This window comes from Streptomyces koelreuteriae, assembly GCF_018604545.1.
Classification (GTDB): Bacteria; Actinomycetota; Actinomycetes; order Streptomycetales; family Streptomycetaceae; genus Streptomyces; species Streptomyces koelreuteriae.
The window spans coordinates 5987632-6001868 of record NZ_CP075896.1; the positions used below are offsets into that span (position 1 = coordinate 5987632).

General features: G+C 71.9%; 10 protein-coding genes. 5 read left to right on the top strand and 5 right to left on the bottom strand.

The genetic code is table 11. The features are described from left to right. Positions 1–42 precede the first annotated feature (42 nt). Positions 43–744 carry a hypothetical protein gene (locus KJK29_RS26980; RefSeq protein WP_215121747.1) on the top strand — a complete coding sequence of 234 codons (702 nt, stop codon included), beginning with the start codon at positions 43–45 and terminating at the stop codon, positions 742–744. A 4-nt stretch (positions 745–748) separates the two neighbouring features. After that, positions 749–1234 carry a hypothetical protein gene (locus KJK29_RS26985; RefSeq protein ID WP_215121749.1) on the top strand — a complete coding sequence of 162 codons (486 nt, stop codon included), beginning with the start codon at positions 749–751 and terminating at the stop codon, positions 1232–1234. Between the two features lie 7 nt (positions 1235–1241). On the opposite strand, the gene KJK29_RS26990 is transcribed toward KJK29_RS26985, so the two are convergent. Then, positions 1242–1649, bottom strand: a complete 408-nt coding sequence (locus KJK29_RS26990; RefSeq protein ID WP_215121750.1) for a DnaJ family domain-containing protein — start codon at positions 1647–1649, stop codon at positions 1242–1244. Positions 1650–1763: 114 nt separating this feature from the next. On the opposite strand from KJK29_RS26990, the gene KJK29_RS26995 reads away from it, so the two are divergent. Further along, positions 1764–2156: a hypothetical protein gene (locus KJK29_RS26995; RefSeq protein WP_215121751.1), complete on the top strand. Its 393-nt coding sequence runs from the start codon at positions 1764–1766 to the stop codon at positions 2154–2156. A 16-nt stretch (positions 2157–2172) separates the two neighbouring features. Here KJK29_RS26995 and KJK29_RS27000 read toward each other — a convergent pair whose 3' ends face one another. Together KJK29_RS27000 and proP are read right to left on the bottom strand one after the other, a co-directional pair. Next, positions 2173–2844 (bottom strand): O-methyltransferase, encoded by a 672-nt coding sequence (locus KJK29_RS27000; RefSeq protein WP_215121752.1) that lies wholly within the window; start codon positions 2842–2844, stop codon positions 2173–2175. Positions 2845–2948: 104 nt separating this feature from the next. After that, positions 2949–4340, bottom strand: a complete 1392-nt coding sequence (proP, locus tag KJK29_RS27005; protein WP_251057951.1) for a glycine betaine/L-proline transporter ProP — start codon at positions 4338–4340, stop codon at positions 2949–2951. A 275-nt stretch (positions 4341–4615) separates the two neighbouring features. Between proP and KJK29_RS27010 the strand changes: the two genes are divergently transcribed. Then, entirely contained in the window at positions 4616–6670 is a 2055-nt protein-coding gene (locus KJK29_RS27010; protein WP_215121755.1) for a bifunctional glycosyltransferase 87/phosphatase PAP2 family protein, read from the top strand. A gap of 227 nt (positions 6671–6897) precedes the next feature. Next, positions 6898–9174: an MFS transporter gene (locus KJK29_RS27015; RefSeq protein ID WP_251057952.1), complete on the top strand. Its 2277-nt coding sequence runs from the start codon at positions 6898–6900 to the stop codon at positions 9172–9174. Here KJK29_RS27015 and KJK29_RS27020 read toward each other — a convergent pair. Both KJK29_RS27020 and KJK29_RS27025 read right to left on the bottom strand, forming a co-directional pair. Continuing rightward, positions 9162–13391, bottom strand: coding sequence for an AAA family ATPase (locus KJK29_RS27020; protein WP_215121758.1), 4230 nt, complete (start codon positions 13389–13391; stop codon positions 9162–9164). The genes KJK29_RS27015 and KJK29_RS27020 overlap by 13 nt on opposite strands. After that, a complete protein-coding gene (locus tag KJK29_RS27025; protein WP_215121760.1) occupies positions 13388–14221 on the bottom strand; it encodes a hypothetical protein in 834 nt (277 codons plus the stop codon). Before KJK29_RS27025 ends, KJK29_RS27020 begins: the two co-directional genes overlap by 4 nt. Between the last annotated feature and the right edge of the window lie 16 nt (positions 14222–14237).

Here is a 14237-nt window from a genome sequence, read left to right on the forward strand (position 1 = left end):
CCGCGAGGAGGGCCGGTTGGGCCGAGAACCCGGAAGGCATCCATGTCCACTGGCCTGATCATTGCTCTGATCGTGATCGCGGCGGTCGTCGTCATCATCGCGGCGGCCATGACCCTGCGCGCTCGCGGGCCTCGTCGCGGCCCGAACCTGAAGCGGCGCTTCGGACCCGAGTACGACCGGGCCGTAGCCCGCCACGACGGCGACGCCAAGGCCGCCGAGCGCGAACTCACCGAGCGGGTGCACCGCCACGGCGACCTGCGCGAACGGTCGCTGGAGCCGGCGGAGCGCGAGCGCTACGAGGCGCGTTGGACGGCCGCCCAGGAGCGGTTCGTCGACTCGCCGCGCGAGGCGGTCGCCGAGGCGGACCGGCTGCTCGCCGAGCTCGCCGGCGCCCGGGGCTTCCCGGACGGCGGCCAGTACGAGGAACAGCTCGCCGCGCTGTCCGTGCACCACGCCCACCACGTCGACGGCTACCGGCGTGTGCACCGTGCGGCCCATCTGCGCGCGGAGGACGCCCGCGACGGCGGCACCGGTACGGAAGACATGCGGGAGGCCATGGTGGCGGCCCGCGCCCTGTTCGAGGAACTGGTGCGGCCGGGCCGTCACGACGGCGGGCGTCATGAGGACCGACGCCACGAGGACGGTCACCGCCGTGCCGGACTGAACGGCGGCCGCAAGGCCGCGAACACCCGTGGCGGGCACCTGCCGTGGGCCGTCAACCGACGCCAGGCCAAGGAGAGTTGAGGATATGTCCGACGTGACCCGACCGCCCGGCGAGAACACCCCCGCCGTCCCCGCCACCCCCGCCGCCCCCGACGCCCGAGGCGAGAGCGCCCTGGGCACCGGCCGCGGCGCCACAAGCAAGATCACCGTCCCCAAGGACACCAGCACCCCCGGCACCCCCGGCGCCCCCGAGGAGAGCATCCCCCGCAAGAGCACGCACGCCCACCTCTTCCCCCACGACGAGTCCGACAAGCTCGGCCTGCAGTTGCAGCACGCCGTCGCCGGGTTCGTCGACGGGCCCCGGGCCTCCGTCGAGGAGGCCGACCATGTGCTGGAGGAGATCGCGGCCCGGTTCACCGAGGCCGTGGCGCAGCGTCGCCGGACCCTGCGTCACTCCTGGCAGTCCGTCGAGAGCGGCGAGGGCAAGCCGGTGTCGAGCTCCGACACCGAGCAGCTCAGGCTGGCCCTGAAGGACTACCGCGAACTGGCGGAGCGGCTCCTGCACGCGTGAGAGACGCTCACCGATCCGCCCGGTGCTCCCGCCACTGCCGTACGACGTCCTCGACGTCGTACGGCTTCTTGCCCAGCGGGGGGCCGGGCGGCGGCTTGAACATCATCTCGCGGATCTTGTCGTTGACCTCCGTGATGATCTTCCGCACGATCCGCTCCGAGGGCGCCGCGAGGGCCGCGAGGAGCGCGTCCTCGGCCTCCTTGCGCAGCGCCAGTGCCGGCGGCAGGACGGAAAAGCCCTCGCGGGCCATCTTCCGCCTGATCCACCACAGTTCGTCGTAGCCGGAGTCCACATCGGCCGGCAGCGGCTTGCCCGCCCCCGGCAACCGTTCGAACTCGCCGCGGGTCTCCGCGTCGCGGATCTGCTTGTCGACCCAGGATTCGAAGTCGACGCCGGGTGGCTTTCGCTCGGTCATGAGGCCATTGTGCCGGACAGCGCGCAGTCGGGCGTTCTATCATGCGGCGGGCCCGGGACCTGTCTGACACACAGGCTCCGGCAGACCCACCAGGACGTCTCAGGAGGAGCGCACGTGCTCGAACTCACCATGGCCGCCGTGTCCCCGGCGGAGGAGGGTGCCACGGCCGGCATGCTCATGGCCGACGCGCCCAGCGAGCCGGGTGCCGTGCTGCGGGTGGGCCGCGACAAGTCGGTGTGCCGGCTCTCCACGCCGGACGACTGGCTGTTCGTCTCCCGCGTCCATCTGGAGTTCCTGTGCGGCCCCGAGGGGACCTGGCAGCTCACCTGGCTGCGCGGCTCCCAGCCCGACCCGTCCTCCGAAGTCCGGCTGACGGTCGGGGAGTACGCCCAGCCGATCGCCTACGGCGGCACCGTCCCGCTTCCCCGGGGCGGCAGCGGCGAGATCATCATCCAGGACCGCACCGCCCCGCGCAGCGTCAACGTGGGCTTCTACCACGAGGTCTGACCCCGACCAGGGGATCTCAGGCGAGCACCCGCGCCAGCGCGAACCCGTCGTAGCCCTTCGTGCCGACCGTCTGGATCGCCGTCCCGCTCAGCCTCGGATGGCTGCCGATCAGTTCGATCGCGGTGCGGGTGCCCACCACGTCCGAGGCCGTGCTGCCGGCGTCGGTCACCCGGCCGCCGCGGACGACGTTGTCGAGGACGATCAGGCTGCCCGTGCTGGTGAGCTTCACGGCCCACTCGACGTAGTGCGGGTTGTTGGCCTTGTCGGCGTCGATGAAGACCAGGTCGAACGGGGGCGGGTTCTCGTCGGCCAGCTTGGGCAGCGACTCCAGGGCCGGGCCGACCCGCACCTCGACCAGCTTGTCGAGACCGGCGCGGGCGATGTTGCGGACGGCGACCTCGGCGTGCACGGGGTCGTACTCCAGGGAGACCAGCCGCCCGTCGGCGGGCAGGGCGCGGCCCAACCAGATGGTGCTGTAGCCGCCGAGGGTGCCGATCTCCAGGATGTGGCGGGCGCCCTGGATCTGGGCGAGGAGCTGGAGGAGCTTGCCCTGGTTGCCCGCGACGTTGATGTGCGGAAGCCCGGCGGCGTCGCTGTCGCGCAGCGCCGCCGCCAGGTCTTCGTCGTCCGGTGCGAGGTGGGTGGTGAAGTAGGCGTCGACCTCGTCCCAGACGTGCGACTCGCTCATGCACCTCTACCTTTCGTACGCATAGTTAGATTCCCTAACTACTGGCGCTGTCGAAGATAGTTGGTGCGGCGGTCCGCTGCCAGGGGGATTTCACCCGGCGTGTCTCATTCCGTGACGGACGGCGCCGAGCCCGGCAGCGGGCGGCCCGCCGACTCCGTCATGCGCCACACCGCGAAACCACCGATCACGGCCGCGGCCATCATGTAGTACGCGGGCATCATCATGTCCCCGGTCGCGCCGATCAGGGCCGTCACCACCAGCGGGGTCGTGCCGCCGAACAGGGACACGGAGACGTTGAAGCCGATGGAGAGCGAGCCGTAGCGGACCCGGGTCGGGAAGAGCGCCGGGAGCGCCGAGGGCATCGCGGCGGTGAAGCACACCAGCAGCATGCCGAGCGCGCCCATGCCGAGCCCGACCGCGAGCAGGCTGCCCTCGCGGATCAGCAGCAGGGCCGGGACGGACAGCAGCAGGAAGCCCGCACAGCCGGCGGCGATCACCGGGCGGCGTCCGACGCGGTCGGTCAGCGCTCCCATGAACGGCTGGGCGATCATCATCAGCGCCATCACACCGAGGACGACGAGCAGACCGTGCGTCTCGTCGTAGTGCAGCTCGCTGGTCAGGTAGCTCGGCATGTACGACAGCAGCATGTAGTCGGTGACGTTGAAGACCAGCACCAGGCCGACGCAGAGCAGCAGCGCGCGCCACTGGCCGGTGACCATCTCGCGCAGCGGCACCTTGGGCCGGTTCGTCTCGGCCTTCTCGACCTCGGCGGCGAACGCCGGGGTCTCCTCCAGGCGCATCCGCAGGTAGAGGCCGATGATGCCCATCGGGCCCGCGATCAGGAACGGGATGCGCCAGCCCCAGGAGGTCAGGTCGTCGGTGGAGAGCAGGGCGGTCATCAGGGTGACCAGGCCCGCGCCGCCGATGTAACCGGCGAGGGTGCCGAACTCCAGCCAGCTGCCGAGGAAGCCGCGCCGCTTGTCGGGGGCGTACTCGGCGATGAAGGTGGAGGCACCCGCGTACTCGCCGCCGGTGGAGAAGCCCTGCACGAGGCGGGCCACGAGGAGCAGGATCGGCGCGCCGACACCGATCGTCGCGTACGACGGGATCAGACCGATCGCGAAGGTGCCCGCGGCCATCATGATCATGGTGAGCGCGAGGACCTTCTGGCGTCCGACGCGGTCGCCGAGCGGGCCGAAGACCATGCCGCCGAGGGGGCGGACCAGGAAGGCCGCGGCGAAGGCGCCGAACGTGGAGAGCAGCTGCGCGGTGGGGTTGCCCGACGGGAAGAAGACCTTGCCCAGGGTGACCGCGATGTAGCTGTAGACACCGAAGTCGAACCATTCCATCGCGTTGCCGAGCGCGGCCGCCTTCACGGCGCGCTTGACGAGCGCGGGGTCGGTGACGGTGGTGTCCTGGGCCTTCGTGCGGTTCTTGAGCGCGGACGTGGGAGCAATGACTGAGGCAGTCACAAGACTCGCTCGCCTACCTTTCATCGGGGACAGGAACGCGGTCCGCGCGGCGGCGCTGTCGAACGGGCCGAAAAGGCGACGATAGGCGGAGAATGCCCGCTCACGGGCGGTATGCCTTTCGTTGCAGGGTGCATCTAAACACCGGCTGTGCAGGCACGCATGCCCGTTCACGTGCCGTTCCCACGTGATCTTGATGTGATCCTTATCGCGTCCACGGGAGGCAACCGCGCGCCCCGCGCACTATCGTCAACCGGATGAAGGGGGCGTAAAGGTCATACCGGGTAGAAGGCCGACGAGGCGTGGCGAATGCGGAGCGCGGCGGACGACCGACGGAAGCCTTCGGAGCGACAGCCGTCGGCAGGCCTCACGCACGCCTGCGCCTGGCCTGCCTCGGGCTGTGGCTGATCGTCGCCGTCCTCGCCGCACGGCAGGTAGCCGTCGTCCTCGGCACCCCGCGCGGGGAGCGGCTGACGGCCCTGGAGACCTGGGTCGGGCCGAGCGGCGTCCTCCAGGTGAACGGCTCGCTCTACGACTCGACCCGCTTCACCGGCACCCCCTTCAACGGCCTCGCCCTCAAGCCCCTCACCCGTTCGGCCGAACAGGCCCTCGGCTGGGGCTGGACCTTCGGCACGCTGCTGCTGGTCGCCGCCCTCGGCCTGATCGCCGCCCGCGCCCTGCCCCAGCCCGTCGGCCGCCGCACCGCGCTGCTGGCCGCCCCCGTCGCCATCGGCCTGCTCATGCTGTCCCTGCCGGTCCGCAACACCCTGTGGCTCGGGCAGACCAGCATCATCCCGGTCCTGCTCGTCCTGCTCGGCTGCTTCGTCGCCCACGGACAGCGGACCAGCGGACTGCTCATCGGGGTGGCGGCCGCGCTCCAGCCCACCCTGCTGCTCTTCACGCCCCTGCTGTGGTGCACCGGCCGCAGACGCGCCGCGCTCTCCGGCGGCGTCACCTTCGCCGCCTGCACCGCGCTCGCCTGGGCTGCGATGCCGCACGACTCCTCCGTCTACTGGGTCCACCACCTGGCCGGCGTCGGCCTCGGCGGCCGGGCCGACGACCTCGGCAACCAGTCCCTGCACGGCGCCCTGCTGCGGCTCGGCCTGCACGGCCCCCTGGAAGTCGCGCTCTTCCTGGCCCTCGGCGCGGCCGTCGCCGTCCTCGCCCTGCGCCGCGCCGTCCGCTACGTCGCCGACGGGCAACTCCTCCTCGCCGTCGCGGTCACCGGCTGCGCCGCCATCGTCGTATCGCCCACGGCCTGGCAGCACCAGCTGCTGTGGGTGCTGCTCACGATCGTCGGCCTGGCCGGCAGACGCGCCCGTGACCGGTACGTATGGCCCGTCGCCGTCATCCTGGTCATGACCCTGCCGACCAGGCTGCTGCTCCCGGACATCACGGCACTGGACCCGCTGCGCACCGAACTCGTCCTGCTCGCCGCCCTCGCCGCCGCCGTGGCCGTCCCGTTCCTGTCCCGCGCCTCCCCGTACTACCGGTCACCGATCCCGACCGAGTACGCGCCCGCCGTCCCGTCCCGCTTCCGGCACGTGCCGCTGCTGCCCTTCCTGCGCCGGGTCCTCACCCGCCCGAACCTCTTCCTGGAGCTTCTCCTCCTGCGCATCGCCTACGCCGCCTACTCCCAGGTCCGGCTGGCGGCCAACGGCGGCAGCGTCTCGGCCGGGCGGGCCGAGGCCGAGGAGCACGCCTGGCAGATCCTCCGCCTGGAACGCGCCCTGCGCCTCGACATCGAGCACTGGGCCAACCACGCCGTGGTGCGGACCGACTGGCTGCGGGCCTTCTTCGACTTCTCCTACGAGTCGTTCCACTTCTTCGTCCCGCTGGCCGTCCTCGCCGTCCTGTACTGGCGCCGCCCCGCCGCATACCGCTGGGCCCGCTCCGCCCTCGGCTTCGCCACTCTCCTCGCCCTGGTCGGCTTCTGGCTCTACCCCCTCGCCCCGCCACGCCTGATGCCGACCCTCGGCTTCATCGACACCGTCCACGGCGTCCAGGACTTCTCCCGGCCCGACTACGGCACCCTCACGGACGTCACCAACCAGTACGCGGCCATGCCGTCCCTGCACTTCGGCTGGGCGCTGTGGTGCGGAGTGGTGATCGCGGTGCTGGCACCCCGGTGGTGGATGAAGGCCCTGGGCCTGCTGCATCCGCTGCTCACCGGCACCGCGATCGTCGTGACGGCCAATCACTGGGTGCTGGACGCGGCCGGGGGAGCGGTGGTGGTCGGGGCGGGCTTCGGCCTCACGTATCTGCTGTCCGGGCCCCGGGCGGACACCGCCGCCGCGCGCCGGGCGTCCCGGGAGGCGGACCCGAGCACCGGCCGCTCGACCAGTTCCGTCGGCTGACACACGTCGTCTGACGTGCCCCACCGGCCGGATCGGTGTGTCGGAAAACCGTCGAAAATGCCCTCCACATGTCGGTTTTCGGTGCCCGGCCGGGCGCTGGCTGGCTCTCGGCCACGGGTGGCTGAAAGGTGTGCCTCGCTGTCCACCCGAAGAGCGACATGGAGGGTTCTGTGAACGTGGCAACGACGGCTGACGGACCTCGGCGGAGTCCGAAAGGCACACTCCTGATGGCCTGCATCGGGGTGTTCGTCGCCTACCTGCCGGTCACCACCGTCTCCGTCAGCCTCCCCGCGATCCAGCGGGACCTGCACGCCTCGACCTCCCAACTGTCCTGGGTCTCGGACGCGTTCGTGCTGCCCATGGCCGCGCTCATCCTGACGGCCGGGGTCGTCGGAGACGTGCACGGCCGCAAGAAGGTCTTCCAGGCGGGCCTGCTGTTCTCGGCCGTCGGGGCCGCCGTCGCGATGAGCGCGCAGTCGGTCCAGGTGCTGTGGGCCGGGCAGGCGCTGGCCGGGACGGGTGCGGCGGCGCTGCTGCCCACGACACTGGCGCTGATCAGCCACGCCGTGCCCGACCCCCACGAACGCGCCAAGTTCGTCGGACTGTGGGCCGCCTCCCTGTCGCTGGCGCTGGCCGTCGGCCCCCTCATGGCGGGCGTGATCCTCCAGCACACCGCCTGGCACTGGATCTATCTGCCCGCGATACCCGTGGCCCTCCTCACCATGGCGCTCGCCGTCCCCCTGGTCGCCGACTCGCGCGCCCCCGGCTCACGCAAGCTGGACTGGCCCGGCCAGTTCACCGCCGCGCTGACCATCGTCGCGCTCGTCTACGGCGTCATCGAGGGCGGCGCCCAGTCCTTCTCCGAGCCCCGGGTCGTCGTCGCCCTGGCCCTCGCGGCCGTCGGCGCCCTCGCCTTCGTCCTGGCCGAACGGCGCAGCCCGAGCCCCATGCTGGACCTGACGCTGTTCCGCAGCGCCGCCTTCAGCGCGACCACGCTCATCGCGATGATCAGCTTCCTGGGCCTGATCGGCTTCTTCTTCGTCCTCAGCCTCTACTTCGGCATGGTGCAGCGGCTCGACACCCTCGACGCGGGCTACCGCATGCTGATGGTGACGGCGGTGAGCCTGTTCCTCGGAGTGGTCGTCGGACCGCTGATGCGCCGCATCCCGGCCCGCGCCCTGATCACCACCGGCCTGCTGGCGACGACTGGCGGGCTGCTGTCCCTGACCGCCCTCGACGCGCACACCGCGTTCGGTCCGCTCGCCTGGCGACTGGCCCTGCTCGGCCTCGGCATGGGCCTCGTCATCACCCCCATGACCGCCACGGCCGTCGCGTCCGTCCCGCACCACCTGGCCGGTATGGCGGCGGCCGGCAACAACGCCTTCCGCCAGGTCGGCGGCGCCCTCGGGCCCGCAGTCCTGGGCACGTTGCTCACCACCAAGGCCACCGACGCCCTCCCCGGCCACCTCGCCGACGCCGGCGTCCACGGCTCGACGGCCCATCAGGTCACCGCCGCCGTCGACACGGCAGGGCTGGGAGCCGTGTCCCGCCTGAACCTCGGCCCTGACACCGGCCGCGCCCTGGGCGCTCTGTCCGAGTCCTTCCTCGACGGCCTCAAGCTCTGCCTGATCGTCGCGGCGTCGCTGGCGCTGCTGGCGGCGGTGGTGGGGGCGGTGCTGCTGCGCAAGCCGAAGCGGAAGCCGGAGCCCGAGCGCGAGCCCGCGTCTGTCGCCGAGACGGGCCCGGTCGTCACCGGCCGAGTGACCGACGGCGCCGGAAACGCCATGACGGGCGCCACGCTCACCCTGATCTCCCTGGCCGGACGCCAGGTAGGCCGGACCGTGTCACACGACACCGGCGGCCACTACCGGCTGACCGCCCCCGGAGCCGGTTCCTACGTCCTGATCGCGGCGGCCGACGGCCACCAGCCCCAGGCCACCACCCTCGTACTCGGCGAGGAGCCGCTGCCCCACGACGTGGTCCTGTCCGGCGGCAGCGGCCTCGCGGGCACGGTCGCCACGGCCGACGACAGGCTGCCGGTCGAAGGCGCGATGGTCGTCGTGACCGACATCCGCGGCGACGTCCTGGCCACGGGCACGACCGACGCCACCGGCGCGTTCGGCTTCGGCCCCCTCCCGGCCGGTGACCTGACGATCGCCGTCAACGCCACCGGCTACCGCCCGGCCGCCCTCCCCCTGCCGCCCGGCGCCCCGACCACCGGCCTTGAGCTGCTCCTGCACCCCGGCGCGCGGTTGCAGGGCGTCGTCCGCACGGGCGCCGACCGCACCCCCGTGGCCGACGCCCGCGTCACCCTCGTCGACGCCGCCGGGAACGTCGTGGGCACGGCCACCACCGGCACGGACGGGGCGTACGCCTTCACGGACCTGGACGCGGGGGACTACTCCCTGATCGCCAGCGGGTACGCGCCGGTCGCCACGACCGTCAGGGTGGACGGGGGGAGCCCGAACGACGTCCATCCGCAGCTGGCGCATCAGGACAGTTGACGGGCGTCTCTGCTGAAGACGGCGACGTCGTTGCCGAAGGCGCAGGCGAGGAGCCCGTCGTCGCTGAGGGAGAGCGCGTTGCACGGGCCGGGCAGGTGGATGACGTGGAGGGTGGTGCGCTGTTCCAGGTCCCAGATGCGGAGGGTGTTGTCGGCGGAGCCGGTGAGGGCGACGGGGCGGCCGTCGAGTTCGGTCAGGGTCACCCTCCAGACCGACCTGGTGTGGCCGGTGAGCGGCTCGCCGAGGGGTTGGCAGCCGGGCAGCTCCCAGATCTGTACGGTCCCGTCCTCAGCGGTGGTCACCGCGATGGGACGGTCGTGCAGCCGGCCGATGGCGACGTCTCTGAGCGTGTGAGAGTCCGGTGCCTGGCCGAGCCTGCGGCCGGTGGTCACGTCATGGACGTACAGCGGCCTGTACGGTGAGCCCGCCGCCATGACCGGGCGCCCGTCGATGACGCCGCAGTCGGCATACGTTCCGAGATCGGGGCAGTCGAAGCGGTCTCTCAACTCGCCGGTCGCCAGGTCCCACACCCGGGCCGAGCCGTCCGTCCTGCCCGTCACCACGACTTCGCGGCCGTCCATTTCCACACACGCCGTGAACGACTGGAAGAGGTCGGCCTCGCCCTCGTGCTCCAGGGGCGTGTGGACCGCCCGGCCCGTGGCGATGTCCCAGACCAGCGCGGCGCCCTTCCTGGGGCTGGAGACAGCGACCGGACGGCCGTCCAGCACCCGGCAGGTCACGGACCTCACCTCGCTGCGGTGGTGGGGGAGCGGCTCGGTGGAGCTGAGGCCCGCCGACAGCTCCCACCTGCGCATGGTGGTGTCCTCGGACCCGCTGACGAGGATCCGCCGGCCGTCCACCACGGCGTGGCCCACCGCGGATACGCGCTGGGTGTGCCCGACGATCGGGCTGCCGAAGGACCGGCGGGAGAGATCCCAGATCCGGAGGGTGTCGAAGGCGCTGGTGATGACGACCGGCCGCCCGGCCAGCTCGATGCACGCCACCGTCAGCAGGGGGAAGGCGTGGCCGCTGAGGGGCGGCCCCGCCGAGCGGCCGGCTTCGAGGTCCCAGATCTCCGCCGTGCCGTCCTGGTACCCGGCGACAACGACCTGTCGGCCGTTCAGCACCGCACATGTCACTGAGGACGCCCAGCCCTCGTGCCCGTTGAACTCCCAGATCATCCGGCCGTTCCCGAGATCCCGGACTCGTACCCGCCCTGCCCTGTCCGCGCTGACGACGACCGGGCGGCCGTTCAGAACCGTGCACGCCACGCCCTTGTACCAGGGGGAGTGGCTACGCCGGTCCAGCCGTTTCAGGCGCCGACGGGTTCTCAGGTCGCAGAGGTCCAGGGATGCCGTCGAGCCGGTGACGACGACCTGGCGGCCGTCCAGCACGGCGCACGCCAGGGAGTTCACCTGGCCGACGTGCTTCACCGGCTCGCCCACGGCCCGGCCGGTCGCCAGGTCCCACACCCGCACGGTGCTGTCCCAGCCCCCGGTGACGGCGACCGGGCGGCCGTCCAGCTCCACGCAGGCGACGGCGTAGACGGGCTCGGTGTGACCGCGCATCGGTTCGCCGACCGCCCGGCCGGTTCCGAGGTCCCACAGCCGTACGGTCTTGTCGCGCGCGACGGACACGGCGACCGGGCGTCCGTCCAGTTCGGTACAGGCCACTCCTTCGATGTCGTCGCTGTGTCCGGTCATGGCGTTGCCGACGGGTGCCCCCGTGATCAGGTCCCACATCCGTACGGTCCTGTCCTGCGACCCGGTGACGGCGACCGGGCGGCCGTTCACCTCCGTGCAGGCCAGGGCCTTCACCAGCCCCGTGTGCCCGGTGAGCGCGTTGCGCAGATTGCTCGACAGCCGGGAACCGGACGCCGCCAAAGGCTTCCAAGCACGGCGATCCGCCCTCCCGTTGAGCGCCTCGACAAGACGCGGCACATTGAACCGCGCGGCCTCCACCGCGAGCACCTGCCGCCGAGCCGCCGCGTCGAGATCACGCAGCACATGCAGGCAGGACCGGAACACCGCGGTGTTCAGCTGCGCCTCCTCGCCCTCCGCCTCCAGCAGACGCGGCATCAACGTCTCGTACTCCGCGTGCACCAGGTACTCGATATCGGCCAGCAGCGTGTCCAGCAGCCCACCCGCAGCCGCATGCGTCGCCAGGTGCCGCAAGGCATACGGATGCGCCCGCCCCCAGTCGCGCGCGCCGTCGAGGTGATACGGCACCGCCCCCCGCAACACCACCGTGAACGCCCGATGCGCCCGCCCCGAGTCCTGCCCCTGGCGCAGATACTCCGCCATCGACTCGTGGTAGAGCCGGTACACCGACCGCTCGTCCTCCTTCGCCTCGACGACGTATGCCCCGGCGTCCCGCCGCAGTTGGTAGAGGTCGTCGTTGGTGTACGTCCGGCCGGAGAGCTCCGAGGCGAGTGGGGCCCAGATGTCCTCCCAGGGGAGGCCCTGGCCCTCGGCGTAGGCGAGGGGGCGCAGGAGGTCGAGGATGCGGTCGGCGTCGTCGGCGAAGCGCTGGTGCAGGTCGTGGTGCATGGCGTCGGCCGCCGCGCGGGGGAGGGAGCGGCGCCAGACGGGGTCCCGGGGGTCGGGCAGGGCCGGGGTCGCGGCGAGCGTGCCCGCCGTGATGCGGGCGACCAGGAAGCAGTTGCCCGCGGCGTCGGCGACCGCTTCCGCCACACCCATGCGCACCCGGTGCGGGCAATCGAGGTACGGGGAGTCCTGGTGGGCGTCCAGGAGGTTGCGCAGCGTGTAGACGAGGACGGCGTCCGGGTCGGCGTACCGGTCCGAGTCGAGGTCGACGTGGTCGTCCTGGCACAGACCGAGGGGCCCGAAGAGGTGGGGGCGGGTGCCGAGGAGGAGGCGCAGGTGAGGGGCCGCCAGTTCCATGAGCGGACGTAAGACCTGGCCGCACAGGGTCGTCGGCGTCGCCGCCTCGTCCAGGCCGTCGATGAGGATGACGTGAGGGCGGTCGGGTGCGGGCCGGGCGCCGAGGTGGTTGAGCAGGTCCGCCACCGCCTCCGCCGGCGGCAACCGCAGCGCCGCGCAGACCGCCCGCACGACCTGCTGGTCGGTGAGGCTCTGCGCGTACACGGTCGTCCCGATGGCCCCCTCGGGCGGAAGCTGATGCTCGCGCAGTCCGATCGACGAGAGCGGCACCGTACGCCGGTACTCGGGGTCGCTCACCGCCGCCAGCAGACCCAGTACGGCCGTCTTGCCCGAACCCGGAGCCCCGGTGACCACCAGCGCCGGACACGCCTCCGCCGTCGGGTCGCCCAGCCACTCGGTGATGTCGTGAAGCGCCCGGTGACGGCCCGAGAACCACCAGCCCACCTTGCTCGGATCGCTGTGCCCCATCGCCCGCCGCAGCAGCCGCGACCGGAACTCCACGTCCCGGCGCTTGTCCTGCTCGTCCCACTCGGCGGCCTGTTGCAGCGCCAAGTCCGTGTGGGAGAGGCGCTGGCTGTGCTTCGCGTTGGGCAGGAACGGCGGGATCTCACCGGTCAGCCCGATGATCTCCAGGCCGATGTGCTGGAAGTCCGGGCGTTTGGGGTTGGTGCGCGTGGCGTTCACGACCGCGTCCAGGGCCAGCAGCGGCGGGGTGTAACCGGCCGTGGCGAGGCTGGTCACCGCCTCCGTCAGCAGTTCCGGGAAGGCGCCCGTCCGCGCCAGTTCCCGGGGCTGCGCCGAGGTGATGACCGCAAGACCGGACTCCTCCTCCCGCCAGTCGCTCTTCCAACGGGACATCGCGGCCAGCAACTCGTTGCCGCCCTGCCCGGAGAAGCACGTGTCGAGCATCAGCAGCAGCCGCCGTACCTGCGTCCCGGCGAGGATCTTGCGCGCCAGCGTGCCGGGCAGCAGCGCGTCGTAGAGGTCGTCGGGCTCGGTGTCGGCGGTGAGCAGGACATAGTCGCCGTTGTCGAGGATCTCCCCGTGCCCCGCGATGTACACGGCGACGATGTCGTCCGGGCGGCGGTCCGGGGCACGGCAGAATTCACGCAACTCGCGCAGCAGTTGCGGCTTGGTCGGGTTCAGCCCCAGGTCGGACACGTGGGTGTAGCCGAGCGTTCCGGTGAACAGCTCCACCACCTTGCGACGGGCCTCCACCAGTCCGGGCCGGTCCCACTCCAGCTCCGCCGCCGCGTTCGGGTAGTGGCTGACCGCGGTCGCGATGAGGAAGCGCCGGGGCTCGGGCCCGCTCATGCCAGGCCCTCCGCCACCGCCGCGCCCGTCTCCTTCGCCGTCAGATAGAGCGTGGCGTCGTGCGCGTGCGAGCCGTTGTGTACGACCTTGCCGACGACGTTCGCCCCGAAGAACAGCGAGAGGTCCTTCACGGCCGCCACGACATCGCCCTCGTCGACGATGTTCGTCCACGACGCCGTCCCGGGCCAGGTCTCCGGCCCGGGACGCAGCCGGTCGACGACCATCCGCATCCCCAGCGGCGACCCCAGCGTCACCAACGCCCGCACCCCGTGCCCTTCGAGCGCGCACAGCGCCTCGAAGGCGACGACCGAGCCCAGCGAGTGCGCCACCACCACCCGTGTGTCGGGGCCTATCGCCTCCTCGACCCGGCTCCGGGCCGCCGCCCGCAGCTCCCCGTCCAGCAGATAGCGGCGGACCTGTTTCAGGTCGAAGACCAGCCCCCGCAGGGTCACATCGGCGAAGTAGCGCGAGTGCTGGAGGACGCGCAGGGCCGCCTGCACGGCACGCGGGGAGCGGACCAGCGTGTCCCCACCGGGCGGGGGCACGCCCGGATCGACCCGTGCCGCCTCCGCCCACCACTCCAGCAGCAGCTCCGACTCGAACCCGTCCTCCACGTCCTTCGCCGTGAACATCGGGTCGCCGACGGCCAGGGTGTGCCCGGGGGGCCGGAACAGATCGCCGTAGAACGCCATCCGCAGGTCACCGGGGGTGAGTTCCGGACCGCCCGCCAGGTCGAGCCCGTCGGCGAGCGCCGGCTCCCACTCCTTCAGCAGCGTCTTGCTCCCCAGCCGCTGCTTCCCCACCCCGTGCACACCAACGATCCGCGCCATCGCACCCGTCCCCCGA